Source organism: Mameliella sp. CS4 (assembly GCF_019392335.1).
Lineage (GTDB): Bacteria > Pseudomonadota > Alphaproteobacteria > Rhodobacterales > Rhodobacteraceae > Antarctobacter.
In genome coordinates this window covers 223,083-249,181 of sequence record NZ_JAHXRQ010000003.1, presented here as the reverse complement: position 1 = coordinate 249,181, position 26,099 = coordinate 223,083, and the positions used below count along the sequence as shown (strand labels likewise).

The 26,099-nt window shown below is 66.6% G+C and carries 29 protein-coding genes; 20 read left to right on the top strand and 9 right to left on the bottom strand.

The window, feature by feature from the left end:
* Positions 1–45: 45 nt before the first annotated feature.
* A complete protein-coding gene (locus tag KZZ07_RS06735) occupies positions 46–1,161 on the bottom strand; it encodes a DUF6456 domain-containing protein (protein WP_219513045.1) in 1,116 nt (371 codons plus the stop codon).
* 237 nt (positions 1,162–1,398) lie between these two features.
* On the opposite strand from KZZ07_RS06735, the gene KZZ07_RS06730 reads away from it, so the two are divergent.
* A complete protein-coding gene (locus KZZ07_RS06730; RefSeq protein ID WP_219513044.1) occupies positions 1,399–1,686 on the top strand; it encodes a DUF6477 family protein in 288 nt (95 codons plus the stop codon).
* A gap of 27 nt (positions 1,687–1,713) precedes the next feature.
* On the opposite strand, the gene KZZ07_RS06725 is transcribed toward KZZ07_RS06730, so the two are convergent.
* Complete coding sequence (locus tag KZZ07_RS06725) at positions 1,714–3,258, bottom strand: trimethylamine methyltransferase family protein (protein WP_219513043.1); 1,545 nt, start codon at positions 3,256–3,258, stop codon at positions 1,714–1,716.
* Positions 3,259–3,616: 358 nt separating this feature from the next.
* On the opposite strand from KZZ07_RS06725, the gene KZZ07_RS06720 reads away from it, so the two are divergent.
* Positions 3,617–4,876, top strand: a complete 1,260-nt coding sequence (locus KZZ07_RS06720; protein WP_219513042.1) for an OmpP1/FadL family transporter — start codon at positions 3,617–3,619, stop codon at positions 4,874–4,876.
* A 16-nt stretch (positions 4,877–4,892) separates the two neighbouring features.
* Here KZZ07_RS06720 and KZZ07_RS06715 read toward each other — a convergent pair whose 3' ends face one another.
* Together KZZ07_RS06715 and KZZ07_RS06710 are read right to left on the bottom strand one after the other, a co-directional pair.
* Positions 4,893–5,204, bottom strand: a complete 312-nt coding sequence (locus tag KZZ07_RS06715; protein ID WP_219513041.1) for a Lin0512 family protein — start codon at positions 5,202–5,204, stop codon at positions 4,893–4,895.
* Complete coding sequence (locus KZZ07_RS06710) at positions 5,201–5,545, bottom strand: Lin0512 family protein (RefSeq protein WP_219513040.1); 345 nt, start codon at positions 5,543–5,545, stop codon at positions 5,201–5,203. Before KZZ07_RS06710 ends, KZZ07_RS06715 begins: the two co-directional genes overlap by 4 nt.
* 132 nt (positions 5,546–5,677) lie before the next feature.
* Between KZZ07_RS06710 and KZZ07_RS06705 the strand changes: the two genes are divergently transcribed.
* A complete protein-coding gene (locus KZZ07_RS06705) occupies positions 5,678–6,376 on the top strand; it encodes a DUF2270 domain-containing protein (RefSeq protein WP_219513038.1) in 699 nt (232 codons plus the stop codon).
* A 77-nt stretch (positions 6,377–6,453) separates the two neighbouring features.
* Here the strand turns inward: KZZ07_RS06705 and KZZ07_RS06700 are convergent, their stop codons facing one another.
* The gene (locus KZZ07_RS06700; RefSeq protein ID WP_219513036.1) at positions 6,454–6,633 is read right to left on the bottom strand and encodes a hypothetical protein; all 180 of its coding nucleotides are present in this window, start codon (positions 6,631–6,633) and stop codon (positions 6,454–6,456) included.
* Between the two features lie 160 nt (positions 6,634–6,793).
* Between KZZ07_RS06700 and KZZ07_RS06695 the strand changes: the two genes are divergently transcribed.
* The 4 genes from KZZ07_RS06695 to bmt all read left to right on the top strand — a co-directional run bounded on the left by KZZ07_RS06695 (position 6,794) and on the right by bmt (position 11,383).
* Positions 6,794–7,969: an alpha/beta hydrolase gene (locus tag KZZ07_RS06695; protein ID WP_219513035.1), complete on the top strand. Its 1,176-nt coding sequence runs from the start codon at positions 6,794–6,796 to the stop codon at positions 7,967–7,969.
* A 42-nt stretch (positions 7,970–8,011) separates the two neighbouring features.
* Positions 8,012–9,580 carry a glutamine-hydrolyzing GMP synthase gene (gene guaA / locus KZZ07_RS06690; RefSeq protein WP_219513033.1) on the top strand — a complete coding sequence of 523 codons (1,569 nt, stop codon included), beginning with the start codon at positions 8,012–8,014 and terminating at the stop codon, positions 9,578–9,580.
* Complete coding sequence (locus KZZ07_RS06685; protein ID WP_219513031.1) at positions 9,577–10,221, top strand: YdcF family protein; 645 nt, start codon at positions 9,577–9,579, stop codon at positions 10,219–10,221. The genes guaA and KZZ07_RS06685 overlap by 4 nt, the downstream gene beginning before the upstream one ends.
* A gap of 148 nt (positions 10,222–10,369) precedes the next feature.
* Positions 10,370–11,383: a betaine--homocysteine S-methyltransferase gene (bmt, locus tag KZZ07_RS06680; protein WP_219513029.1), complete on the top strand. Its 1,014-nt coding sequence runs from the start codon at positions 10,370–10,372 to the stop codon at positions 11,381–11,383.
* 350 nt (positions 11,384–11,733) lie between these two features.
* On the opposite strand, the gene KZZ07_RS06675 is transcribed toward bmt, so the two are convergent.
* Positions 11,734–12,669, bottom strand: coding sequence for a LysR substrate-binding domain-containing protein (locus KZZ07_RS06675; protein WP_219513028.1), 936 nt, complete (start codon positions 12,667–12,669; stop codon positions 11,734–11,736).
* A 115-nt stretch (positions 12,670–12,784) separates the two neighbouring features.
* Here KZZ07_RS06675 and KZZ07_RS06670 point away from each other — a divergent pair, with 115 nt between their 5' ends.
* Entirely contained in the window at positions 12,785–13,057 is a 273-nt protein-coding gene (locus tag KZZ07_RS06670) for a DUF4242 domain-containing protein (protein ID WP_219513027.1), read from the top strand.
* Here the strand turns inward: KZZ07_RS06670 and KZZ07_RS06665 are convergent.
* Entirely contained in the window at positions 13,054–14,139 is a 1,086-nt protein-coding gene (locus tag KZZ07_RS06665; RefSeq protein ID WP_219513026.1) for a PA0069 family radical SAM protein, read from the bottom strand. The two genes, KZZ07_RS06670 and KZZ07_RS06665, sit on opposite strands and share 4 nt — an antisense overlap.
* Before the next feature lie 173 nt (positions 14,140–14,312).
* Between KZZ07_RS06665 and KZZ07_RS06660 the strand changes: the two genes are divergently transcribed.
* The 5 genes from KZZ07_RS06660 to KZZ07_RS06640 all read left to right on the top strand — a co-directional run bounded on the left by KZZ07_RS06660 (position 14,313) and on the right by KZZ07_RS06640 (position 16,564).
* Entirely contained in the window at positions 14,313–15,017 is a 705-nt protein-coding gene (locus KZZ07_RS06660) for a corrinoid protein (RefSeq protein WP_219513025.1), read from the top strand.
* A gap of 89 nt (positions 15,018–15,106) precedes the next feature.
* Positions 15,107–15,322 carry a hypothetical protein gene (locus KZZ07_RS06655; RefSeq protein ID WP_219513024.1) on the top strand — a complete coding sequence of 72 codons (216 nt, stop codon included), beginning with the start codon at positions 15,107–15,109 and terminating at the stop codon, positions 15,320–15,322.
* Positions 15,322–15,639, top strand: a complete 318-nt coding sequence (locus tag KZZ07_RS06650; RefSeq protein WP_219513022.1) for a YbjQ family protein — start codon at positions 15,322–15,324, stop codon at positions 15,637–15,639. The genes KZZ07_RS06655 and KZZ07_RS06650 overlap by 1 nt, the downstream gene beginning before the upstream one ends.
* A 93-nt stretch (positions 15,640–15,732) precedes the next feature.
* Positions 15,733–15,906, top strand: a complete 174-nt coding sequence (locus tag KZZ07_RS06645) for a hypothetical protein (protein ID WP_219513021.1) — start codon at positions 15,733–15,735, stop codon at positions 15,904–15,906.
* Positions 15,887–16,564, top strand: coding sequence for a DUF1638 domain-containing protein (locus tag KZZ07_RS06640; protein ID WP_219513104.1), 678 nt, complete (start codon positions 15,887–15,889; stop codon positions 16,562–16,564). Before KZZ07_RS06645 ends, KZZ07_RS06640 begins: the two co-directional genes overlap by 20 nt.
* Before the next feature lie 4 nt (positions 16,565–16,568).
* Here the strand turns inward: KZZ07_RS06640 and KZZ07_RS06635 are convergent, their stop codons facing one another.
* On the bottom strand, positions 16,569–18,233 hold the full coding sequence (locus KZZ07_RS06635) for a divergent polysaccharide deacetylase family protein (protein WP_219513020.1): 1,665 nt from the start codon (positions 18,231–18,233) through the stop codon (positions 16,569–16,571).
* A 187-nt stretch (positions 18,234–18,420) separates the two neighbouring features.
* Here KZZ07_RS06635 and KZZ07_RS06630 point away from each other — a divergent pair, with 187 nt between their 5' ends.
* The 7 genes from KZZ07_RS06630 (at position 18,421) to lexA (ending at position 23,972) form a co-directional block, all read left to right on the top strand.
* Complete coding sequence (locus tag KZZ07_RS06630) at positions 18,421–19,002, top strand: anthranilate synthase component II (protein WP_219513019.1); 582 nt, start codon at positions 18,421–18,423, stop codon at positions 19,000–19,002.
* Positions 18,999–20,018, top strand: a complete 1,020-nt coding sequence (trpD, locus tag KZZ07_RS06625) for an anthranilate phosphoribosyltransferase (protein WP_219513018.1) — start codon at positions 18,999–19,001, stop codon at positions 20,016–20,018. The genes KZZ07_RS06630 and trpD overlap by 4 nt, the downstream gene beginning before the upstream one ends.
* An 11-nt stretch (positions 20,019–20,029) precedes the next feature.
* Entirely contained in the window at positions 20,030–20,683 is a 654-nt protein-coding gene (locus tag KZZ07_RS06620; protein WP_219513103.1) for a uracil-DNA glycosylase, read from the top strand.
* On the top strand, positions 20,683–21,486 hold the full coding sequence (gene trpC / locus KZZ07_RS06615) for an indole-3-glycerol phosphate synthase TrpC (protein ID WP_219513017.1): 804 nt from the start codon (positions 20,683–20,685) through the stop codon (positions 21,484–21,486). The genes KZZ07_RS06620 and trpC overlap by 1 nt, the downstream gene beginning before the upstream one ends.
* A complete protein-coding gene (gene moaC, locus KZZ07_RS06610) occupies positions 21,483–21,959 on the top strand; it encodes a cyclic pyranopterin monophosphate synthase MoaC (protein ID WP_219513016.1) in 477 nt (158 codons plus the stop codon). The genes trpC and moaC overlap by 4 nt, the downstream gene beginning before the upstream one ends.
* Positions 21,956–23,122, top strand: a complete 1,167-nt coding sequence (locus KZZ07_RS06605; protein ID WP_219513015.1) for a molybdopterin molybdotransferase MoeA — start codon at positions 21,956–21,958, stop codon at positions 23,120–23,122. The genes moaC and KZZ07_RS06605 overlap by 4 nt, the downstream gene beginning before the upstream one ends.
* 154 nt (positions 23,123–23,276) lie before the next feature.
* The gene (gene lexA, locus KZZ07_RS06600; RefSeq protein ID WP_219513014.1) at positions 23,277–23,972 is read left to right on the top strand and encodes a transcriptional repressor LexA; all 696 of its coding nucleotides are present in this window, start codon (positions 23,277–23,279) and stop codon (positions 23,970–23,972) included.
* Here the strand turns inward: lexA and KZZ07_RS06595 are convergent.
* Positions 23,966–26,041 carry a ComEC/Rec2 family competence protein gene (locus KZZ07_RS06595; RefSeq protein ID WP_219513012.1) on the bottom strand — a complete coding sequence of 692 codons (2,076 nt, stop codon included), beginning with the start codon at positions 26,039–26,041 and terminating at the stop codon, positions 23,966–23,968. The two genes, lexA and KZZ07_RS06595, sit on opposite strands and share 7 nt — an antisense overlap.
* Between the last annotated feature and the right edge of the window lie 58 nt (positions 26,042–26,099).

Genomic DNA, 26,099 nt, shown 5'->3' with positions numbered 1-26,099 from the left:
CATGCAGGGGGTTTCTGTCGGGGTTGCCCTGGGGGCAGGGCTGGATCAGCGGATCAGGTCGCCACCGCCCTTGCTGCGTTCCTCGTAGTGGCGACGCAGACGCTGCAGCGCGATACGCAGCACGACCTTGCCCGACCGGGCCGACCAGCCCAATCGCTTTTCGGTGGTTTCCAGCCCTTCGAGATAGCAGCAGCAGCGCAATGCCACATCGCCCAGGCCCGGCCCCAGGTCGCGCAACGCCGCCTGCAGGCGGGCCTGCGCTGCGGCAGAGCCACTGTCCTCAAACCCGCCGGGCGCAGTGGCGACACCGGCGGTCAGGAACTGGTCCCAGTTCTGCGCCGTGCGCGGCCCCATCTGGGCCAGTTCGAAATCCTCGCGCAGACGCTCGCCCGCGGCGATCAGCTCATCCGACAGGAAGGGTTCGCCATCCTTGCCGCGCCGCCGACCCAGGGCGGTCAGCGGGCTTTCCGCCAGCATGTAGCGCCCCTTGCGCGCGCGCGGGTCACGCTCGACCTCGTCCAGCGCGGCCTCGGCGTCACGCCCGGTGTCGAACCCGGCCTGGGCCTCGGCAAACCCGCGCACGCGGCTTTCCTGCTCGGCCACCAGCCGGTTGAGCGCCGCGCGCCCCGCCGAGGTGATGCGATAGCGCGAGATCCGCCCCGGGGCATCGCAGGCGATCCAGTCTTTGAGCGCCATTGCCTGGGCAACGGCAACATCCACCACGGCGGTGCGCGTGCTGCCGCCGTCGCCGGTGTCGCGCACGACCACGGCCTTGTCCATTTCGACCGCGACGGCCAGCACGGAGCCGCTTTCGCACAAGCGGCGCAGCACGCGCCGTGCCTCGCGGGCGAGCGTGGCCTCGTCCGGCGGCGTGGGTGTCATGGCAGCGTTCATCGGATCCGTGTCCTTTCTGGTCTTTTGTGCCGGAACCGTTTCCCCGGCAGCCCCCAGGTTGCACAAAGCCGCATCAATCAGGGGATCGTCCCTGCGGGTCTCGATCCTGCGCACCTGGCGCAGGACGGTCGACGCGTGGCACCCAGCTTGCCGCGCGAGTTCCCGGATCGAGCACCCCTGTTCGGTGTGCGCAAGGTAGACGCGCGCCGCCTCGGGCACCCAGTTCGGCAGATGATCCGCCGGGATGTCGAGCTGCGCGTCACGCATGGGCGCATACTGAAAAAGGGGTTATTTCCACAGACTTATCCCCAGTGGCAACTTTGGCAACCTAAACGTGTGTTCCTTACTGGACAGTTAACAGAACACCGCAAAAGTGATTGTTTATAAGAAAGTTAAACTACTTCTGAACTCTGCGTTCGGACCGTACGCCCCGGACGCAACACTCGCCAAAGCTGTGCATAGTCAGCCGGTATTCGCATGACGCGACCTGCATGGAGCGAGACGATGAAAGACATTCTTGGTTTGCTGAACGACCTGCGCCGCCCGCGCCTGCTGATCCGCGCGGCCCGCATCGGGGCGCAGGACTATCGGCGCAATCCGCACCTCAACCGTCTGCTGGGATATGGCGCCCTGCCCCGTCCCGGCGCCGCGCTGATGCGGCTGGTCGAGATCGAGTCCGAGCTGAACGAGCGGCGCCATGCCGATGACGCCGCCTATTCGGTCAGCCGCCATGTCGAGGTGCTGACCGCGATGATGGGCGAGGCCCGCATCCTGCGCGAGGCGGCCTACTGAGGCCGCCCGCAATCTTGCGCCCGACCCTCAGGAAAAGGCGTCGGGCATCGAGGCCTTGCGCTCTGCCACGAAGGCGTTGAGCGCCTCGTTGATCGCGGGGTCGAGCATCGGCTGCTGATAGGTATCCAGAAGCTTCTGCACCCGCACAGTCGCCAGCGCCACGGTATCCCGGGCGCCTTCCTCGGACCAGGTTTCATAAGGCTTGTAGTCGAAGACCTCGGACCGCCAGAAGGCGGTCTTGAAGTTGGCCTGCGTGTGCGCGCAGCCCAGGTAGTGACCGCCGGGACCGACCTCGCGGATCGCATCCATCGCCAGCGTGTCCTCATTCACAGTCACACCCTGCGCCATCTTGTGCAGCGTGCCCAGCTGGTCGGCATCCATCACGAACTTCTCGAACGAGGCGACAAGCCCGCCTTCGAGCCAGCCGCAGGAATGCAGCATGAAGTTCACGCCGGACAACAGCCCCATGTTCAGCGAGTTCGCCGTCTCGTAGGCCGCCTGCGCGTCCGGCAGTTTGGAGCCACAGAACGACCCGGCCGAGCGGAACGGAAGGCCGAGGCGACGCGCCAGTTGCCCGGCGCCGTAGGTGACCTGCGACGCTTCCGGCGTGCCGAAGGTCGGCGCCCCCGAGTTCATGTCGATCGAGGTCACGAAGGCACCCATGATGACCGGAGCGCCCGGGCGCACCAGCTGCGAATAGGCCACGCCGGCCAGCGTTTCCGCCAGCACCTGCACCAGTGTACCCGCGACCGACACCGGCGCCATCGCGCCCCCCACGATAAAGGGGGAGACGATGCAGGCCTGGTTGTTCTGCGCGTAGATTTCCAGCGCGCCCATCATCACGTCGTCGAAGGTCAGCGGCGAGTTGATGTTGATGAGCGAGGTCATCACGGTGTTGTCCTGCACGAACTCCTTGCCGAAGAGGATGCCCGCCATGTCAACGCTGTCCTGCGCGCGGCTGGGTTCGGTCACCGACCCCATGAAGGGCTTGTCCGACAGGGTCATATGCGCCAGCAACATGTCCAGGTGACGCTTGTTCACCGGCACGTCGGTAGGTTCGCAGACGGTGCCGCCGGAATGGTGCAGCCATTTGCACATCTGGCCCAGCTTCACGAACTTGCGGAAATCCTCGATCGTGGCATAGCGGCGGCCGCCGTCGGCGTCGCGCACGAAGGGCGGACCATAGACCGGCGCCAGGACCAGACTGTTGCCGCCGATCTCGACCGATTTTGCCGGGTTGCGGGCGTGCTGGGTGAACCGCGAGGGCGCGGTCTTGATCAGCTCGCGGGCCAGGCCCCGGGGAATGCGCACGCGCTCGCCGTCGATCTTGGCGCCCGCCGCCCGCCAGCGCTCCAGCGCAGCGGGGTTCTGGACGAAGTTGACGCCGACCTCTTCGAGCACCTGTTCGGCGTGCTCTTCGATCATCTCCAGAGCGGCGTCGTCGAGCAGCTCCATGTTGGGGATGTTGCGCTCGATGTAACGGGCGGTCTCCACCTGGACCGAGGTCCGTTCTGCGCGGCGTGCGGCACCGCCGCCGCCTCTGGACCGTTTGCGCGCTGCTGCTTCTGCCATGTGTCTCAGCCCTCGTCTGCGGGGGCGGTGCCGTTATCGGCCCGCTGGATCATTCCCCGTTCTAACGCTTCGCGTCCTGTGCCCATCGACCTTTTCCGGCAGGTGCGGGGGAAAAGCGACATTCCCCCGCCGGTCTGGGCCGCGCGGGCGGCCCTTGCCGCCCTGCCCTCCGGGAATCGCGCCGCAGAGGGGCAATTCCGAATTGATGACCCCGAGAATAATATTTCGTGACAAGTCACATTCCAGATGCTTAATATCACAATAGTGGAATACTACTGCCGGGCCGCAACGACGGACCGGCCCAACAAAAGCCAATGCAGGCCGGACAGCGGTCACGGACAAGGGAGGGACACCCCGAATGGTGCTCATGAAACTGCGCGGCCTCACGGCCGGCGCACTGGTTCTCTGCGGGCTGGGCACAGGCCCGGCAGAGGCCACGAACGGCTATTTCGCAAACGGCTTTGGCGGCGCGTCCAAGGGGATGGCCGGGGCCGGCGTCGCCGTGCCCTCGGGGGTTCTGGGCCTGGCCCAGAACCCGGCGATGGGTCACAAGGTCGGCAACAAGGCGGGCCTCTGCCTGACCAGCTTCCTGCCTGATCGTTCGGTCGAGATCGCGCCGGGCGGACCGCTGACCCCGGGCACCCACAAGAGCGAAAACGACTATTTCCTGATCCCCTGCGGCGGCGCCAACTGGGTGTTGAACAACCGGCTGACCTTCGGCGCATTTCTGTTTGGAAACGGGGGGATGAACACCGAATACGGCACCAACTTCTTTGCCGGGTTCGGCGCCGGGTCGGAACCGCTGGGTGTCAACCTCGAACAGGCCTTCATCAGCCTCAACCTGTCCTACAAGCTGTCGGACCAGGTGACGGTCGGCGTCTCGCCGATCCTTGCGGTTCAGCGGTTCAGCGCCACGGGGCTGGAGGCGTTTTCCGCCATGTCGACCGCGCCGGGCAATGTAACCAACCAGGGCGATGACTGGTCCCACGGCTGGGGCGCGAACTTGGGCATCCTCTGGGAGCCGGGCAACGGACTGGCGTTCGGGGCCTCTTACCGAACACGCATCGAGATGCAGAAGTTCGACAAATACGCCGGGCTTTTCGCCGAACAGGGCGGGTTCGACATCCCCGCCTCTGCCACCATCGGCCTGGCCTACACGCCGCCAACCGCGCCGAAATGGACCCTTACCGGTGAAGTTCAGCGCATCTTCTACAGCGACATCGCGGCCATCTCGAACCCGAACGCACCGCCGGAAGGGCCGCTTGGCGCGGACAACGGGATCGGGTTCGGCTGGACGGACATGGACATCTGGCGCGTCGCCGCCATCTATCGGCACAACGAGACATGGACCTTTCGCGGCGGGATCAGCCACGCCAGCGCCTTTGCCGAAGGCAAGAACGCGGTCCTGAACAGACTGACCCCGGCCACGCCGCAGTGGCATGCCTCTCTGGGGGCCTCGTACCGGATCAACGACCGCTGGGGCGTCACCGGATCCTGGACCCATGCCTTTGACAACAGCATCAAGGGCACCAACCAGGCGCTGACCGGCGTGCCGCAAGAGGTTCGCGCACGCATGTCCCAGAACGAGATCGCCCTGGGCCTGACCTACCGCTGGTAGACCGCGCCACCCGCCGTCAGGTGGCGGGTTCCAGCGGAAAGACCTCGATCGCCGCGCTGACCATGACCAGCGCGGCGCCACCCGGTTGCGGCACGGACATGCCGCCGGGCACCACGCGCACCTCGACCTCTCCGGCGCCGAAGGCACGGTTGAGCCCGCTGGTGTCCAGCTCTGCCGCCTCGGGCACGCCCAGGGTGACATGCACGGCACAGTCCACCTGCACATGCAGCACGGCGCGCGCCTGCGCCGCCGCGATGGCGCGTTCCGCCGCCTGACCCGCGGTATCACCCACGCCCATCCCCATCTGCACAATCAGTCGCTGTCTCATGCCGCCGCCTCTTCAAAGGAAACGGTCAGCGCCGCCAGCGCCATGACCGTCGGATTGCCCTGCCCCTCGGGGCGCGGCACGTCCAGCCCGCCAAAGACCACCTCGATCCGCGCCTCACCATAGGGAAAGACCTTTTGCAGCTCGGCCAGGTCCACCGCCTCTGGCTGTTGCACTGCGACGCGGACCGCCAGACGCATCTCGGATTTCTCACGCCCCAGCCATTCGGCGGCGTTGATCGAGGCCTTCCACAACAGGTCGCGCAGCGCGCGCACCGAGGCCTCGGTGTAATCGCCCCGCCGGAGCGAGGTGCCCAGGCCGAATTCCGTCAATACCTGCATCATGCCTCCATCCCGTCGCTCCCCCCAGAGGAGCCAGAGCACGGCGCCGGGGTCAAGCGGCGAAACGGCGATGCGACTTTGACCTCTGAGCGGAGACGCGGCAGAGTAGCCGAAAAAGGAAAGGAATCCGGCATCATGGGAGGAGAGGCCGCGGCAGAGGCGCCCGAGTTGGAGCGCAAGACGCTGAGTTCGTCCGAGATCACTGCCGTTGCGCATCTTTACCGGGGAGAGGTCTATCGCAGCACGATCTGGCGCACCCGGCTGGACACAACGACCAACTGGGCGGTGGTGACGCTGGGCGTGGCGCTGTCGATCTCGTTTTCGGCGCCGGGGGCCTCGCCCCTGCCGCTGGTGCTGGTGGGGGTGCTGATCCTGCTGTTCCTGATGCTGGAGGCGCGGCGGTACCGGTATTTCAACGTCTGGCGCGCACGTTGCCGCTGGATGGAACAGCATTTCTACGCGCCCATGCTGGACGACGGCGACCTGCACCTTGAGGAAAACTGGCAAAAGACCCTGGCTGCGGACTACCTGCGGCCCACCTATCATGTCACGCTGCTGACCGCCGTGGGGCGCCGTATCCGGTCGAACTACCTGTGGATCCTGCTGATCCAGTCGCTGGCCTTTGCCGGGAAACTGGCTGTGCACCCCACCCCCGTAAAGACCTGGGACGAGGCGGTTTCGCGTGCCGATGTCGGCCCCGTGGGGGGAGAAATCCTGATTCTTGTGGGCGTCCTATATGTCTCTGCCGCCGCCGGAATGGCGCTCTGGTCCTGGCAGTCGGACGTGAAACGGGGCCGTCAGCGCGGGCGCGTCAAATCCCATTCCATGGGCTGATAGGCGCCCCGCGCACCGGAGAAGGGACAGCGCCCTTTTCGGCACGCGGGGCCAGGCCTGACGGCTGGCCGTACGCGTCAGACCGGGACACCGCCAAAGAGCCGGGCAAAGCCACGGCGCCGGCGGAGTTTGGTGGGTTCGGGAGTGAACATGTCATGCGCCGCCTGCGAGCGCATGTGGCGGCCCCGCGCCATGTAATAGGCTGTGTCGATGGAACCATCGGGGCGGGTGCGGATCGTGTCGTCCTGCTGGGTCATGGTCTGTCTCCGGGTCTGGGATGTCATGACCCCATCTGACCCGATCACGGCCCGCCCCGCTTGAAGACGGTCTTGTCCTTGTCTTGTGAAACCCTTGTCATTCGCCCTGCCCTTGCGAAAACCTTTGCCATCGGCGCCGGACTTGCTGGATGCTGGATGCATGATCCTGAAATTCAACGATTGCGCGCTCGACCTCGACCGCCGGACCTTGGTTCGCGGCCCGCAGGAGGTTCACCTGGAACCGCAGGTCTTTGACCTGCTGGCCTATATGGCACAGTCCGGCGGGCGAGTGGTCTCCAAGGACAAGCTGGTCGAGGTGGTCTGGAAAGGCCTTGCCGTCTCGGATGCGACCATTGCGGCACGGATCAGCGCCGCGCGGGCGGCAGTGGGCGATTCCGGCAAGGAACAGGGCGTTCTGCGCACGATTCCCCGGCGCGGACTGTCTTTCGTGGCCAAATTGCGGGACAGCCCCAGGCCCCCGCAGACCCCCAGAACCACCCCGACCGACGTCGCCTATGCCCTGTCACAGGACGGCAGCGCCATCGCCTGGAGCCTGACCGGCGACGGCCCGCCCTTGTTGCGAATCGGGCACTGGCTGTCGCACCTGGAACTGGACCGGGACGGCACCATCTGGGGGCCATTGATCGACCGCCTGTCGCAGCGCCACCGGCTCTTGCGCTATGATCTGCGCGGTACGGGACTGTCGGCACGGGATGCGCCGCTGACCGGCATCGACGTTTTTGCCGAGGACATGGCGGCAGTGGCAGATGCCGCCGGGTTCGATTGTTTCGACCTCTTTGCCGCCTCGCAGGCCGCGCCCGTCGCCATCCGTTTCGCCGCGCGCTGGCCCGACAGGGTGCGGCGCATGGTGATCGTCGGCGGTTATGTCCAAGGCCGCGTGCACCGCGCCGCCGGCACAGAAGATGTGGACGAGGACACCATTCTTGCCATGATCCGCGCAGGCTGGGGCAAGGCCGACAGCCCTTTTATGCAGGCCTTTTCCACGCTTTTCGCCCCCGACGCGACGCGTGAACAGCGCGACGAACTGGTACGGATGCAGCTGTCCAGCGCCAGCCCCGAGTGCGCCGTCACCCTGCGCCAAGTGATTGATCGTTTCGACGTGACCGGCGACCTGGCCCGGATCGACGTTCCCGCTCTGATCTTTCACGCCGAACAGGATGCGATCCACCCGCTGAGCCAGGGTCTGAAACTGGCCGCGCACCTCAAAGGCGCGCAATTCGTGAGGCTGGACAGCCGGAGTCACATGCTCTTGCCGCAGGACCCGGCGTGGGAGCAGGTCCTGGCCCGGACAGAGGCCTTTCTGGCCGAAGGCTGACAGCGCGATTGCACTTTTCCGCAGCCCTGCCTAATGGAAGGCATGACCGAGACCCAGCACGACCGCCTCCTCATCATCGACTTTGGCAGCCAGGTGACGCAGCTGATCGCGCGCCGCCTGCGCGAGCTGAATGTCTATTGCGAAATCCACCCTTACCAGAATGTCACCGAAGCTTTCCTGGCCGATTTCGCGCCAAAGGCGGTGATCTTCTCCGGCGGGCCCGATTCGGTGACCCGCGAGGGCAGCCCGCGCCCGCCGAAGGGCGTCTATGACCTCGGCGTGCCGATCCTGGGAATCTGCTATGGCCAGCAGGTCATGATGCAGGACCTGGGCGGCAAGGTCGTGGCGGGCGAAGGCACCGCCGAATTCGGCCGCGCCTATGTCGTCCCCGGTGAAACCCGCCTGGACATGCTCAACGGCTGGTTCATGGACGGTTCCGGCCGCGAACAGGTCTGGATGAGCCACGGCGACCACGTCTCGGAAATCGCGCCGGGCTTTGCCGTCTACGGCACCTCGCCGGGCGCGCCTTTCGCGATCACGGCGGATGCCTCGCGCCATTTCTACGCCGTCCAGTTCCACCCCGAGGTGCACCACACGCCCAACGGCAAGACTCTGTACGAGAACTTTGTACGCGCCGCCGGGTTCAAGGGCGACTGGACGATGGGCGCCTACCGCGAAGAGGCCATCGCCAAGATCCGTGAGCAGGTGGGCGATGCCAAGGTGATCTGCGCGCTGTCCGGCGGTGTAGACAGCTCGGTCGCGGCGGCCCTCCTGCACGAGGCCATCGGTGACCAGTTGACCTGCGTCTTTGTCGATCACGGGCTGTTGCGCCTGCACGAGGCCGACGAGGTCGTCGGCATGTTCCGCGACCACATGAACCTTCAGGTCATACACGCGCAGGAACAGGATCTCTTCCTGGGGGAACTTGACGGCGTCAGCGACCCCGAGACCAAGCGCAAGATCATCGGCAAGCTCTTCATCGACGTGTTCCAGAAATACGCCGACGGGATCGAAGGCGCGCGCTTTCTGGCGCAGGGCACGCTGTATCCGGACGTGATCGAGAGCGTCTCTTTCAGCGGCGGCCCTTCGGTGACAATCAAATCGCACCACAACGTCGGCGGCCTGCCCGAGAAGATGGGCCTGAAACTGGTCGAACCGCTGCGCGAACTCTTCAAGGACGAGGTCCGCGCGCTGGGTCATGAGCTGGGCCTGCCTGCCTCCTTCATCGGGCGCCACCCCTTCCCCGGCCCGGGCCTGGCGATCCGCTGCCCCGGAGAGATCACCCGAGACAAGCTGGACATCCTGCGCAAGGCGGACGCGATCTATATCGACCAGATCCGCAAACACGGCCTCTATGACGAGATATGGCAGGCCTTCGTCGCGATCCTGCCGGTCCGCACGGTGGGCGTGATGGGCGACGGGCGCACCTATGACTATGCCTGCGCCCTGCGCGCGGTCACATCGGTCGACGGGATGACGGCGGATTACTATCCGTTCAGCCATGATTTCCTGGGCGAAACCGCCACGCGGATCATCAACGAGGTCAAGGGCATCAACCGCGTCACCTATGACGTGACCTCGAAACCCCCGGGCACGATCGAGTGGGAATGACCCGGCTTCTGCGCTGGTTCTTTCAAACGATATTACTCTATTCCCTGGCGTGTCTTGCGCTGGCCGTAGGATCGAGCCTGCTGATCCGGGATTGTCTCGTGGTTGACGAGGCCTACGACATTGTCGTCGTGCTGGGAGGCGGGCGCGAGGGCGAAGAACATGTTCTGGAACAGAAAACGGGACGCATTCATGCCGGCGTTCTGTTGTACGAGCGCGGCATTGCGCCGCGTCTCTTGCTAACCGGTGGTGGCGATCCGCGAACGCACAAGAGCAGCGCCATTGCCCTTGCCCGCATAGCCCGAGATCTCGGTGTGCCAGACACCGCGCTCACGCTGGAAACGCTGTCTCTCTCCACGCTGCAGAACGCGCTTTTTTCCAAGCCTGACCTCCCAGAAGACGCGCGCCTGTTGCTGGTGACAGAGGCCTACCACGCCTGGCGCGCCGGGGCATCCTTCGCCTGGGCCGGACGTCCCTCAGCGGTTTGCGCAAGTCCTGGACCCGGGCGAACAACAGGAGACAAGGCAACGGTGCTCCTGCGCGAGGCGGGCTCCTGGGCCGTCAATATTCCCCGTGCCGCGATCTGGTCGCTTGCCCGCGCGCTGGGTCTGCAAGACAAGCTGCCAGCCTTTCTCCTGAGCTGATACCCTTTCCCGAGGACCGAGGCCGAAACAAGCATGGTCCCGCAGCTTTTGCTCTGCCCCCTCATAACAATGATGATGATTATGAATTTGCCTCCAGTCAGCAGATGTGAAACACGCAAACCAACGACGTCCGGAAAAGGCAAAAACGATGAGCGACGCACTTTCCCGGGCCCTGGCTCAGCGCGACTGGCTGCTGGCAGACGGGGCGACGGGCACCAACCTCTTCAACATGGGGCTGCAATCCGGGGATGCCCCGGAATTCTGGAACGAGGATGAACCGGACAAGATCCGCGCGCTGTATCGCGGCGCGGTCGAGGCGGGATCGGATCTTTTCCTGACCAACAGCTTTGGCGCCAATGCCTCGCGGCTGAAACTGCACGAGGCCGGGCACCGCGCCTTTGAACTGTCGAAACTCGCCGCCGAACTGGGCCGCGAGATTGCCGACGGATCGGGCCGCGAGGTGATCGTCGCAGGTTCTGTCGGCCCGACGGGCGAGATCATGGGCGAGGCCGGCAACCTGACCCACGAACGCGCGGTCGAGATGTTCGAGGAAACCGCCGCCGGCCTCAAGGATGGCGGCGCGGATGTGCTCTGGGTCGAGACGATCTCGGCCCCAGAGGAATACAAGGCCGCCGCCGAGGCCTTTACCAACGTCGGCATGCCCTGGTGCGGCACCATGAGTTTCGACACCGCGGGACGCACGATGATGGGCATGACCTCGGCCGACATGGTCAAGATGGTCGAGAGCCTGCCGAACCCGCCACTGGCTTTCGGCGCCAACTGCGGCGTCGGCGCCTCGGACCTGCTGCGTACGGTACTGGGCTTTGCCGCTCAGGGGACAGAGCGTCCGATCATCGCCAAGGGCAACGCGGGCATTCCGAAATACGTCGACGGGCACATCCACTATGACGGCACGCCCGAGCTGATGGCCGAATACGCGATCATGGCACGCGATTCCGGCGCCCGGATCATCGGCGGCTGCTGCGGCACGATGCCCGAACACCTGAAAGCCATGCGCGCGGCTCTGGAAACCCGTGAAAAGGGGCCGCGCCCGACGCTGGAACAGATCACCGGCATGCTGGGCGGGTTCTCGTCCGACAGTGACGGCACGGGTGACGATGGCCCGACACGCGAACGGCGCGGACGGCGTCGGCGCGGCTGATAGGCGTGTGGCGGATTTCGCATCCGCCACGGCGACCTCGATCAAGGTCTGATTAACGCCCCTGCCCTATTTTCGTCCCGCCGACCCGGGTGGGATTCGGTTGGCAGGTAAGGGGTATATCATGGCGGATCACAGATGGGTCGCAGATGTTCTGAGCGACTTGGAAAGGTACCTACAGGCCAATGGCGGACAAGCGACAAGGGCAGCACTGCGCGTTGCACGGCGTGTCGCAATGGACGAACTGGGCCTGCAGGACGCCGGGGCCGACGCGGGATTTGAGGCCGACACCGGCCATGCCGTGGCCGGAGTCGGCTGTGTCCGGCTGGTCGTCGACAACGGCTGAGACGCGGTCAGATCCCGAACAGTATACGCATCTTGGCATGGTCATCGGCGGCACGGGCACCGATCCAGTCCCGAAACTTGCGCTGGACCGGTCCCAGCGGACGCTGTTCGTACCACAACAGGCGGTGCCAGTACTCCGCCGGCACGACGGACCCCACGCCGAAAGGCATGACCAGCGCGCCGCTTTCCACCGAGTGTACAACGTCCGACAACCCGCCCAGCACAAGGCCGATCCCGGCCCGCGCGATCCGCGCCCCGCTACCCTTGAGGGCAAACCGTGGCCCGTCGTTCGCGCTGGAGATGTCGATGCCCGTGGCCCGGCTCCATCCCTGCCAGTCCAGCCAGGCCGCGTCGGTGGTGGGCACGTCGATATGGGCGATGGGCACGCCGCTCAGATCCGTCTGGCCGGGGGTCAACCCGTAGCGGCGGGCGAACTCCGGCGTGCAGACCGGCACCACCCCGCTGGGCAGCAGGTCGATCGCGCCATAACCCGGCCCGGGTTGCGGCATGAAGCGGATGGCGAAATGCACGTCCGAACCGGCCAGGTCCACCACCTCCCAACTGGTGTCGATGCGCAGGTCCACCGCCCCCAACCTGGCAAAGAGATCCGGCAGGTGATGCGGCAGCCAGCTTTCGGCAAAGGTCTGGGTGACAGTCAGCGCCACGCGCCGCTGGCCAAGCCCGGAGCGCAGCGCATCCTGCACCGAGGCAATGGCCGCGAACCCGCTGTGCAGCGCGGGCGCCAGCCCGGCCAGGTCCTCGACCGGTTCCAGACCGCCTGGGGTACGCCGGAACAGCGTCCGGCCCAGCCTGTCTTCCAGCCGGCGGATCTGCGCGCTGACGGCGGCCTGGGTCACGCCCAGGGCCACGGCTGCACGCGCGACCGATCCTTCACTCAGAACGGCATCCACCGCCCGCCAGGCATTGAGATGCGACAGCGGCATGCTCCCCCGACAACATTTTGTCACCCGTCGAGTACAATAACTCAAATGATCGCGGGACAGAACTGCGCTTTACTTGGGGTGAGACGACAACGTCTTTTTGCCCAGGGAGGCCCAGATGAAAACCTATGTGATCGAACGAAATATCCCCGGCGCCGGGTCCATGTCGCAGGACGAGCTTTGCGGCGCGGCCAGCGCATCGAATGCCGCCTTGGCGAAACTGGCGCCCAGGGTGCAATGGAACCATTCCTACGTGGCCGGGGACAAGACATTCTGCGTCTACCTTGCCGAGGACGAGGATGCGATCCGCGAACACGCGCAGATGAGCGGCTTTCCCGCCGACACGATCACCGAGATCAAGACCCGCATCGACCCGACGACCGCCGGCTAGAACAGGCTCAACTGATCGCCCTTTTGTGCGGGCGGGGCAAAGAGATCGCGACGCAGCGCGGGCTGGTCGCGATCCAGCCCCAACGCGCGCGCCGCGCGCCGGAATCGCGCCGCCACCAGGTCGGCATAGGGGCCTTCGCCGCGCATGCGGGAAAACCATTTCGAGGAATAGACCTCGCCGCCGTGCATGTCGCGCAGGTGGCCCATGATGCGCGCGGCCCGGTCGGGATAATGCAGCTGCAGCCAGTCCTGCCAGAGGTCAGCGACCTCCAGCGGCAGGCGCAGCATGATCCAGCTGGCCGCGTCCGCGCCGGCGTCGGCCCCTGCCTTCAGGATCGCCTCCAGCTCCGGATCGGTCAGGGCCGGGATCATGGGCGAGGCCATGATCCGCACCGGAATGCCCGCCTCCGTCAGCCGTCGAATCACCTGCAAGCGGCGCTGCGGGCCGGGCGCGCGCGGTTCCATCCGGCGCGACAGGACCGGATCCAGCGTTGTGACGGATATTCCCACCCGCGCCAGCCCCTGCGCCGCCATGTCGGACAGAATGTCGATGTCGCGTTCGATCAGCGCGCCCTTGGTCACGATGGCCACCGGGTGCCGGAAATCGCGCAGGACCTCCAGGCAGGCGCGCATGATGCCACGGTCTCGCTCGACCGGCTGGTAGGGATCGGTATTGGTGCCGATGGCCAGCGTCGCAACCTCATAGCGCCTGCTCCGCAATTCGCGCGCCAGCACCTCGGGCGCGGCGGGCCGCGCCACCAACCGCGTTTCGAAATCCAGGCCGGGCGACAGGCCCAGCCAGGCATGCGTGGGCCGCGCAAAACAGTAGATGCAGCCATGTTCGCAGCCCCGGTACGGGTTCAGCGACCTGTCAAAGGGCAGGTCCGGCGACCGGACGTAGGTGATGACCTTGCGCGGCACTTCCTCGCTGACCTCGGTCCGGAACACCCCGCCCTCTTCCGGCAGGTCCCATCCATCATGCACATCCTCGCGCCGCAACCTTTCGTAGCGGCCGCAATCGCGACTCGTCGCGGCACGGCCACGGGCGCGTTCGGGATCGACGGGGCGGGACGGGGGTTTCATGCCGAAAACTTAGAACACAACGGGAACGTTGACAAGATTTGCGGCACTTGGGTGCCGCAGGTCGGTCCAGCCTTACCCAATGTCGCAATCCGCCAATTGAAATCCGCAGAAAACGACGAATAGTCGTTCAAACGACGGCATGCGATGCCATGCCAAGCCAAGGGAACCGCGCCATGTCCGATGAAGAAGACGACATCATCCTCTCCGAACTCGACGACGAGGAACTCGTCCAGCAGATGTTCGACGACCTCTACGACGGTCTCAAGGAAGAGATCGAAGAAGGTGTGAACATCCTGCTCGAGCGCGGCTGGGCCCCCTACGATATCCTGACCAAGGCATTGGTGGGTGGCATGACCATCGTCGGCCACGACTTCCGCGATGGCATCCTCTTCGTGCCCGAGGTTCTGCTGGCCGCCAACGCGATGAAGGGTGGCATGGCCATCCTGAAACCGCTCCTGGCCGAAACCGGCGCCCCCAAGCAGGGCAAGATGGTCATCGGCACCGTCAAGGGTGATATCCACGACATCGGCAAGAACCTTGTCTCGATGATGATGGAAGGCGCCGGCTTCGAGGTGGTCGACCTGGGGATCAACAACCCGGTCGAGAACTACCTTGAGGCGATCAAGGCCGAAGAGGCCGACATCCTCGGGATGTCCGCCCTGCTGACCACCACCATGCCCTACATGAAGGTGGTGATCGACGCGATGATCGAACAGGGCATCCGCGACGACTATGTCGTGCTGGTCGGCGGCGCCCCGCTGAACGAGGAATTCGGCAAGGCGATCGGCGCCGACGCCTATTGCCGCGACGCGGCCGTGGCGGTGGAAACCGCCAAGGAGTTCATCTCGCGCAAGCACAACCAGATGGCGGCCGGCTGACACAGCTGCCGGTCGATGAGGCGGGGCCCCGGCTCCGCCTCTTTTCTTTTGCGCCCCCTGCGGTCAGGATGGATGCAGAGGGGTGCGCCATGAAACTCGACAGACTCGTATTGATCATCGTCTGCGTCCTGGCAGGCAGCGCCGTGACCTTCTGGCTCGGGATGCTGCTGCTGGCCTCTCTCAGCGTGCCTTTCGCATGGCTGGCGGTGCTGCCCGCGGCGCTGGTGGGCTATATTCTCTATCGGGTCATCGCCGAACGGGTCGGCAATGCCGAAGAAGACCATTACGACGGGATGAAACACTGATGCTGATCGTCACCACCGAACACGTCGCCGGGCACGAGATCACCGCATCTCTGGGGCTGGTACGCGGCGCCACCGTGCGGGCCAAACACCTGGGCACGGATATCGTCGCCGCGCTCAAGATGCTCGTCGGCGGAGAGCTGACGGGCTATTCCTCGCTGATGGCGGGCGCACGGGAACAGGCGCTGGACCGCATGGCCGCCGAGGCCGAGGCGCTTGGGGCCGATGCGATTGTCTCCATGCGGATGCAGACCTCTGCCATCACGCGGGGGGCCTCCGAGATCGTCGCATATGGCACGGCGGTCAAGCTGTCGCGATAGGCACCCTGGCGCGTATTGATGCCGCAAAAGCGCGAATGGGGTTTTTCTTTCGTAACCTTTGGCCCATATTTAACAGTGAGGAAGGAGATCCCAATGCCCGTGACATCCTTTGCCCTGCTTGTGTGCGCCGTGATCGTGGCAGCTGCTCTGACGGTCTGGGCGGTGTCTTCCTTCGGGGTTCTGACGGTGGTGCCTGTCCTTCTGGCGATCGCGCTGCTGGCCCGCTGGGCCCTCGCCCATGTCCCCTATGACGACAGCCGCACCTGACGCGCTTTCCGACCGCGCCCTGACCGAAGACGGCCTGCGCCCCCACCAGAGTGCTGGCGGCGAGGGACGGATTCTGCTGCTGGCCTGCGGCGCGCTCGCCCGAGAGATCCTGGCGCTGATCCGGTTGAATGGGTGGGATCACATGGATCTCGCCTGCCTGCCTGCGATTCTGCACAACCACCCGGAAAAGATCACCGGCGCCGTGCGCGCGGCGGTGGACAAGCACCGGCCCAACTACGCGCGGATCTGCGTGGTCTACGCCGACTGCGGCACCGGCGGGCTGTTGCAGGCCGCCTGCGACGAGATGGGGGTCGAGATGGTGCCCGGCCCGCATTGCTATGCCTTCTTCGACGGGCTGTCCGCCTTAGAGGCCCGCGACGAGGTCACGGCCTTTTATCTCACGGATTTCCTCTGTCGTCAGTTCGACGCCTTCGTCTGGAAGCCGCTGGGCCTGGACCGACACCCGCAGCTGCGCGAGATGTATTTCGGCAATTACGACCGGCTGGTGTATCTCGCCCAGACCGAGAATGCCGAGCTGACAGCCCGGGCCGAGGCCTGCGCAGAACGCATGGGCCTTGCCTTTGAGCGGCGCTATACCGGTTACGGTGACCTGGCGCGCGTTCTGGAAGGCTGGGCCGGCGCACCGGCTCCACGCTGACGGATTAATCCGACGCCAGCGACTCGGCCAGCACAACCGATGTCGGAACAAGTGCGATACTGCCGCTGCGGTCTTGCAGCCCCCAGAGCACCAACGCCGAGACCGTGTCGGCGCGCAGCCGCCCCATCATGACCACGCCGCCTTCTTGCCGGGCGCGAAAGGCGGCCTGGTCCAGCGTGCGGCGGATCATCGTGGCGTCCTGCCCCTCACCGTCGAAATCGCGGAACAGCGTGACAGAGGGCACACCATCCTTCAGCGCCAGTTTCTGCGCCGTGTTCAGCCCCTTGGGCTGTGAGATCAACCCGTGCCCGCTATCCGCAAGAAAGGCCGCGACCTGACTCGACACATCGCGGGTCTCCTGCAGGTCGCCATCCGGGTCCTCAAGCACGGCCACGACATCCGGCACCGCCCGCATCAGCCCCTCCATCGCGACCTCGACATCGGCGGCCTGGGCACCGTCGGGCATGTCGCCCAGCACCAGCACCTCGAACCCGAGATCGCGATAGCCCTTGGCGGCGGCGGCGGGGTCCGGATGGTTGGGAGAGATCGCAAAGCTCACAGGGAAGGGAAAGGCCTCGAGCCCCGAAGGGCCAAGCGGGCCGCTGCCGTCGTCGATCAGAACGATGGCCATGCGCGGCACGTCCGGCGCCACCTTGACCGGGGCGGCGAAGCGCACCAGCGGGCTGTCTTCGGGCAAGGCCGCCAGCGCAGAGGGGGGCGCGGTGGGGCCGGTCTCCTCGGGGTCGGGCTGCGGATCGGGGGCAGCGGGCGTCGCGCGATCCACGAGGGACCGCGCGGGTTTGCCGATGGCCGGCCCCGTGGGTTCGGGCGCGGGTTCCGTTGTCTCCAGCACGGGTTCAAGCGCCGGATCGGGACCGGGCGCCGCAACGCGCGGTGCATCGGGATCGGACGCGGGGGCGTCCGGGTCCGGCGCGGCGGCGGGCTCGGGTGCCTCGGGTGCGGGATCGACCGGGGCCGGGTGCTCCGGCGCGGGATCGACCGGATCTGGCCCGTCCACCCGCTCGGTTACAAGCGCACTGTCGCCATCGGGCACGACCGGGGCCGGCGGCTGGGCCGGGCCGGTGATGATGATCGGTTGGGCTTCGGGACGGGGCGCCCCGGGGGCAGAGGTCTGCGCCCCCGGTTTGACCGGCGCGTCACGCCCGACGGAAACCGGCGCCGTGCCGTCTGGCGCCGGGGTTGCCCCCTCTGGCGCATCCGGCGCCCCGCCGACACGGGGGGCCGCGGGAGGTGCGGTATCCGCGCCCACCGCCACAGGTCCCGAGGGCGCGGCAGGCGCACCGGCTGGCGCGGCGGGCCGGTCGACGCCGCTTTCGGGCACCGGACGGCGCCCCGGCTCGGAAAGATCCGGTTTCGGATCAGCCACGTCACCCGCCTCGGGCGTCTCGACCACGCGCGGCGCCGAGGCATCGGGCGCCGGGTCAACCGGATCGGGCTGGGCCACCGGTTCGGCATCCGGGACCGCAAAAGGTGCCGCATCCGGGTCCGCATCGGGGGGCGTGTCCAGCAGGCCGCTGTCCACCACCCCGCCCGGTGGCGGCACGATGGCCGGGTTTTCGGGCAATGGTGTGTTCAGCGATACCGCTGCCAGCCCGGCCCCGGAAAAGACCGCGCCCCAGATCGCCCCAGACAGAAAACCCCGTGCCATGCTGCTCTCTCCGACCTCTTGCGCGCCTGTCCCGGCGCCTTTGTCCTGCAGTCCGGTCCCCCTGGCGGGCTTGACGCCACCGGGAGGGCCTGCGCATGTATACCGCGACGTGGCCCCGGGCCGCCAGCCCCCGATCGCGTCCCCGCTCTATAGACCTGTAAACGTTAGTCCAAAGGCGACCCGCGCCATGCTGCTCCTGATCGATAACTACGACAGTTTCACCTACAACCTCGTCCATTTCCTGGGCGAGCTGGGCGCAGAGGTACAGGTCTGGCGCAACGACGCCCTGAACGTGCAAGAGGCGATGGCGCTGAAACCCGAGGGCATCGTTCTGTCCCCCGGTCCCTGCGACCCGGACCAGGCGGGCATCTGCCTTGCCCTGACCGCGGCCGCCGCCGAGGTGCGGATGCCCCTGCTGGGCGTCTGCCTGGGCCACCAGACCATCGGCCAGGCCTTTGGCGGCACGGTGGTGCGCCATGACGAGATCGTGCATGGAAAGATGGGCGAGATTCATCACCGGGGCGAAAGCGTGTTCAAGGGCCTGCCCTCGCCGCTGAAGGCCACCCGCTATCACAGCCTGGTGGTGCGGCGGTCCGATCTGCCCGACAGCCTCAAGGTGACGGCGGAATTGCAGGACGGCACCATCATGGGTCTGATGCACCGCGACTTGCCCATTCACGGCGTGCAGTTCCACCCCGAATCCATCGCCTCGGAACATGGCCACGCCATGCTCCGCAACTTTCTCGACGCGATGAAGGTGCCGGCATGAGCGACAATCTTCGCCCCCTTATCGGCACCAGTGCCGACCGCTCCCTGACCCGCTCCGAGGCCGAGACCGCCTTTCAGATCCTGTTCGACGGCCAGGCCACGCCTGCCCAGATCGGCGGGTTGCTGATGGCCCTGCGCACGCGGGGCGAAACGGTGGACGAATACGCCGCCGCCGCCGCCGTCATGCGCGCCAAGTGCAACAAGGTCACGGCACCGGCGGGTGCGATGGACATCGTCGGCACCGGTGGCGACGGCAAGGGCACGCTGAACATCTCGACCGCCACGGCCTTTGTCGTGGCAGGTGCGGGCGTGCCCGTGGCCAAACACGGCAACCGCAACCTCTCGTCCAAATCCGGCGCGGCAGATGCGCTGGGGCAGATGGGCATCGAGGTCATGATCCCCGCCGACAGGGTCGAAAAGGCGCTCTCCGAGGTCGGCATCTGTTTCATGATGGCGCCCATGCATCACCCGGCGATGGCCCATGTCGGCCCGGTCCGGACCGAGCTGGGCACACGCACGATATTCAACATCCTCGGCCCGCTGACCAATCCTGCGGGCGTCAAACGCCAACTGACCGGCGCCTTTACCCGCGAGCTGATCCGCCCGATGGCCGAAACCCTGGGCCAGCTGGGCAGCGAACGCGCCTGGCTGGTGCATGGGTCGGACGGCACGGACGAGCTGACCATCACCGGTGTCAGCTGGATCGCCGCCCTGGAAGAGGACGGCAGCATCCGAGAGGCCGAACTGCACCCCGAGGACGCGGGCCTGCCGGTTCACCCTTTCGAGGAGATCGTCGGCGGCACGCCCGAGGAAAACGGCCGCGCCTTTCGCGCGCTTCTCGACGGGGCGCAATCGGCCTATCGCGACGCGGTTCTGCTGAACGCCGCAGCCGCGCTGACCATCGCGGGCAAGGCGGCGGACCTGCGCGAGGGCGCCGCATTGGCGCGCGAAAGCATCGACAGCGGCGCGGCGCTTGGCAAGGTTCAGGCGCTGGCCAAGGCGACGCAGGCGGCGTGACCCACGGCGTCCTGACGCCGCCCGACGGCTGGCGCCACCTGCCCTTTTTCGTGCAGGATCTGCCCCGGATCGCGGCCCATCTTGCACAAACCGACGCGCAGGTGCTGCCACCCGCGCATCAGGTCTTTGCCGCGCTGACCGCCTGCCCGCCGGAGCGCACGCGCGTGGTGATCCTCGGACAGGACCCCTACCCGACGCCGGGCCACGCCCACGGGCTGGCCTTTTCCGTCGAACCGGATGTGCGCCCCCTGCCCCGCTCCCTGACCAACATCTTCAAGGAGATGACGGAGGAGCTGGGCACCTGTCCGCCCAACGGGGACCTGCACTTCTGGGCCGACCAGGGCGTGCTCTTGCTCAACACCGCGCTGACAGTGGAGGCGGGCAAGGCGGGGGCCCATGCCAGGCTGGGCTGGGCGCGGCTCACCGAACAGGTGTTGGGCGCGCTGTCGGACCGTCCGCGTGCTTTCCTGCTCTGGGGTGGCCATGCCCAAGGGTTTGCAAAACACATCACCGGCGCGGACCACCTGATCCTGACCAGCGCGCATCCTTCGCCGCTCTCCGCGCGCCGGGGCTTTTTCGGCTCGCGCCCCTTTTCCCGCATCAACGACTGGCTTAAGGACAAGGGCCAGACGCCGATCAACTGGACGACGCCCAAGGGACCGTGATGACCACCACCATTCTCGACAAGATCAAGGCCTACAAGCTGGAAGAGATCGCCGCCGACAAGGCCGCCAAACCGATGAGCACGGTCGAGGACGAAGCCCGGGCCGCGCCGCCGGTACGGCGCTTTGCCGGTGCCCTGATGGAGGCCTCCGAGACCGGTTACGGCCTGATCGCCGAGATCAAGAAAGCCTCTCCTTCCAAGGGGCTGATCCGCGAGGATTTCGACCCCGAGGCCCTGGCCAAGGCCTACGAGGCCGGCGGCGCCACCTGTCTGTCGGTACTGACGGACACGCCCAGTTTCCAGGGCGCCAAACCCTTTCTCACCGCCGCCCGCGCCGCCTGTTCGCTGCCCGCGCTGCGCAAGGATTTCATGTATGACACCTATCAGGTGGCCGAGGCGCGGGCGCTTGGCGCCGACTGCATCCTGATCATCATGGCCAGCGTCAGCGATACGCAGGCCGCCGAACTGGAAGAGGCCGCGCAAAGCTGGGGTATGGATGCGCTGATCGAGGTGCACGACGGTGCCGAACTGGACCGCGCACTGGCGCTCAACTCGGCCCTGATCGGGGTCAACAACCGCAATCTCAAGACCTTCGAAACCACGCTGGACACCACCCGCACCCTGTCGAAACGCCTGCCGGACGACCGTTTCCTGATCTCCGAATCCGGGCTGAACACGCCCACCGACCTGGCGGATATGGCAGGTCACGGCGCCCGCGCCTTCCTCATCGGCGAAAGCCTGATGCGTCAGGCGGATGTCGCGGCGGCCACGCAGGCGCTGCTGAAAAACCCGGTGCCGGCATGAGCGGGCTGACCCATTTCGACGACCAGGGCAACGCCCATATGGTCGATGTCTCGGACAAGCCGGTGACCGCCCGGATCGCCACCGCCGAGGGCCATGTGAAAATGGCGCCCGAGACCTTTGAGATGATCACCGAGGGCCGCGCGAAAAAGGGCGACGTGATCGGCGTGGCGCGGCTGGCGGGCATCATGGGTGCGAAAAAGACGCCCGAGCTGATCCCGCTGTGCCACCCGCTGCCGGTGACCAAGGTGACGGTCGACCTGACGCAGGACCCGGACTTGCCCGGCCTGCGCATCACCGCCACGGTCAAGACCTCGGGCCAGACCGGCGTGGAAATGGAGGCGCTGACCGCCGTCTCGACCGCCGCGCTGACGGTCTATGACATGGTCAAGGCGGTGGACAAAGGCATGGTCATCGGCGGCATCCGCGTCCTGCTGAAGGACGGCGGCAAATCGGGGCGTTACGAGGCGACATGATCTCCGTTTCCGAGGCGCTCGACCAGCTTTTCGCCCTTGCCGCACCGCTGCCGGTCGAGACCGTGCCGCTGGTCCGGGCCGCGGGCCGCATTCTGGCGCAGCCTGTGACCGCAAGACGCGATCAGCCGCCCTTTCCCGCCTCCGCGATGGATGGCTATGCCGTGCCCGACGCGGCCCCGGGCCAGCGGTTTACGGTGATCGGCGAAAGCGCCGCCGGAGCCAGGTTCGAGGGCAGCGTCGGCCCCGGCCAGGCGGTGCGCATCTTTACCGGCGCCCCGGTGCCCGAGGGCGCCACACGCATCGTCATCCAGGAGGACGTGACCCGCGACGGCGAGACGATCACACTCGACGACGACCTCGACGACAACCCCTATATCCGACCCGCCGGCACCGATTTCCGCATCGGCCAGACGGTCGAAGCGCCGCGCCTCCTGACACCTCAGGACGTGGCCCTTCTGGCGGCGATGAACATTGCCGAGGTGCCCGTCACCCGGAAACCCCGCGTCGCCCTGATTTCGACCGGGGACGAACTGGTGATGCCGGGCGACACGCCGGGCCCGGACCAGATCATCGCCTCGAACACCTTTGGCCTGCACGCGCTCTTGCGCGACCTCGGCGCCGAGCCGCGCATCCTTCCCATCGCCCGCGACACGACAGAGTCGCTGATCCACGGGTTTTCGCTTGTCGAGGACGCGGATCTGGTTGTCACCATCGGTGGCGCCTCGGTCGGCGACCACGACCTGGTGGCGCGCGTGGCCGGAGAACTCGGGATGGAGCGCGCCTTTCACAAGGTCGCCATGCGTCCCGGCAAACCGCTGATGTCGGGCCGGTTGAGCGATGCCATGATGGTGGGCCTGCCGGGCAATCCGGTGTCGGCGATGGTCTGCGGCCACGTCTTCCTTGCGCCGGTGATCCGGGCGATGCTGGGGCTGGGCACCGCACCCACACCACGCCTCAAGGCCCGGTTGAGCGCCCCGCTCTCGGCCAATGGTCCGCGCGAACACTATATGCGCGCGCACCTGGACGGCGACGGGATCCGGGCGCTGGACCGTCAGGATTCCAGCCTGCTCAGCGTTCTGGGAAAGGCAAACGCGCTGCTGGTGCGCCCCGTGGGCGACGCCGCACGCCAGATCGGCGATACGGTGGACTACCTGCCGCTGTAGCGCCCGTCACGCCGCGCTTTGTTCCCCATTCCGGACAGGTTGGCCCTGCCGCTGTTGACGCCAATGCGCAACAAGGCGCCGGGCTTATCCACATGATTGTTGACACAAAACAAGAACACCCGTAGAACAAAAGTTAACAACTGTGGGGCTGAGCATGCTGACAAAGAAACAACTCGACCTTCTCGACTTCATCAACAAGCGGATGACCCGTGACGGTGTCCCCCCCAGTTTCGACGAGATGAAAGACGCGCTCAACCTGCGGTCCAAGTCCGGTATTCACCGCCTGATCACCGCTCTGGAAGAACGCGGTTTCATCCGCCGCCTCGCCCACCGGGCCCGCGCCATCGAGATCGTGAAGCTGCCTGAAAGCCTGGGCGGCCAGCCTGCCGGGTTCTCCCCCAAGGTGATCGAGGGCGACCGCCCGGACAACCGGCCCTCGGGCGCTTTCGACCTTGGAGCGGCGAACCTTGCGGAACTGCCGCTGGTCGGCAGTATCGCCGCCGGTCGGCCGATCGAGGCCATCAACGATCCCGCACCGGGCGTCTCTGTTCCCGGGCAGATGCTGCACGGCCAGGGCCGTCACTACGCGCTTGAGGTCAAGGGCGACTCGATGATCGAGGCGGGCATCAACGATGGCGACGTCGTTGTGATCCGTGAAACCTCGGATGCGTCGGAAGGCGACATCGTCGTGGCCCAGATCGAAGGCTACGAGGCCACGCTGAAACGGTTCCGCCGCAAGGGCGACATGATTGTCCTGGAGGCCGCGAATCCGATCTATGAACCGCGCGTCCTGCCGCGGGGATCCGTCACCGTGCAGGGCCGCCTTGTCGGCCTGATCCGCACCTACTGATCCGCAACCGCAGAGCGCGCGACCTTCACCGGGTCCGGCGGGCCGCCATGCCAGAGCCGATGGCCCGAGAGGTCGCGGTCCGTCACCACCTGCACACCATCCCTCAACCAGACTGCGACAGACCCGCTCTCGCCCAGGCGCGGCGGGTCAAAGACTTCGCAGCCGCCCGGCAGGCTCAGCGCCACGCTGGACACCACGATCTGTCCCGAATGACAGCTGGTGACGCTGCGCGCGGCGCGCTTGCCCTGCAGGTGCAGGATCTCGAGGTCCCCGAGGGCGGCCCGCGCCACGCGCCCTTCGACCGGCGTGGGCCAGAGTGCCGCCGCCTCGGGTTGCACATGACCCCGCCCATCGTTTTCCAGCCAGACACCCGCCACAAAGCCGGACCCACGGTCGCGTGACAGCGCCCGCCCCTCCGGCAGCATGATCCCCACCAGCGTCCCGCTGTCCGAGATCAGCACCCCGGGCCTGTCGGTTCCGGCCCAAAGCACCACAGCCAACCCCAGCGGCACCAATCCGGCCAAGCGCCCGCGCCCGCGCCACAGGAACAAGAGCAGTCCTCCGAGCGCGATCAGCGGCAGCACCCAGGAGCCCGGCGCCACAACATGGCCCACGGCCCCCTCCCAGTCCGCCACCGTATGCGCGACGCCAAGAATCCAGCCCAGCCCAAGCGCCATCAGCTCCAGCGCGATCCAGTCCAGTCCCAGCGGCATCAGGAGCGCCGCCAGCACCGCCAGGGGCACCACCCAGATGCCCATGACCGGCACCGCCATCAGGTTCGCCACCAGGCCGTAATGCGCCACCTGGTTGAAATGCGCCATGCCCACCGGCGCCGTCGCCGCCCCCGCCACAGCCGACGACAGGACAACCGACAGGATCGGCGAAATCCAGCGCGGCCACTTTCGGTCCCGCTGGAGCAGACTGAACTGCTCAAAGACCGCGACAAGCGCGGTGGTGGCGGCAAAGGACATCTGGAAGCCCGGCCCCAGCAGCGCCTCGGGCCGCATCACCAGAACAACCAGGGCCGCGATGGCCACGCTTCGCAAGCTCAATGCGCGGCGGTCCAGCAACAGCGCGCAGAGCGCCGCCGCCACCATGATGAAGGCGCGTTCCGTCGCCACGTTGCCCCCCGACAGCGCCAGATATCCCGCGGCGGCCAGCAGCGCGCCAAGCGCGGCCAGTTTTTTCCCCGGCCAGTGATGACGCGCGTGACGGGGCAGAATCAACGCCAACCGCAGGGCCGCGAACACGAACCCCGCCAACAGCCCCATGTGCAGCCCGGAAATCGCCAGCAGATGCGCCAGGTTGCTGTCCCGCAGCGCCTGCAACGTTTCCTGCCCCATACCGGACCGATCACCTGTCATGATCGCGGCGGCAAAGGCACCGCGCTCGCCCGGCAAGGCCTCCTGAACCCGGGCCGACAGCCACAGCCGCAACCGGGCCACCGGAAGACCGTCATCGGCCTCTTGCAACAACAGGACCGGACTGCGCGTGTAACCCACCGCCCCCAGCCGCAGGAACCAGGCGTGGCGGCGAAAATCAAAGCCGCCCGGTTCCACCGCGCCGCCGGGCGGGGACAGGTGGCCGGTCAGGATCACCACCTGCCCCGGGCGCGGGTCGAGATAGCCCTGTGTCCCGTGCAAGGATACGCGGACACGCAGCGGGACCTCGTCCGGGTCCATGCGTTCCAGCACCACCCGGTCCAACGTCAGCCGCAGCGCATCCGAGGCAGAGCGGTCGATCCGGACCACCCGCCCCTCGATTGCGCCGTAGTACCGGAAGTCCAACACCGGGCCGGCCACTTGCTGCGCCCGCACACCGGCCAGGGCAAACCCCGCTGCCGCCAGCGCAACCGCGCCCAGCAAAGGCCCCCAGAGCGGCCCCGCCCGATGTTGCAATAGCGCCAGGCAGCCCAGCCCGCCACAGGCCCAGAGCACCGCCGCCGAGGGTTCGGCGCGGAGCGAGAAATAGACCCCGATGCCGATTGCCAGGCAGACCGGCGCCCAGGGAAAGAGATGGCCACGCTGCCCCAGGAGAAGGGCGGCCAGCCACGTCAGGACCTGACCCATGCTTGCCCCCCGATGGGCGGCTCGTTAAGGAACGGCCAAGCCTAGCCCCGATGCCGTT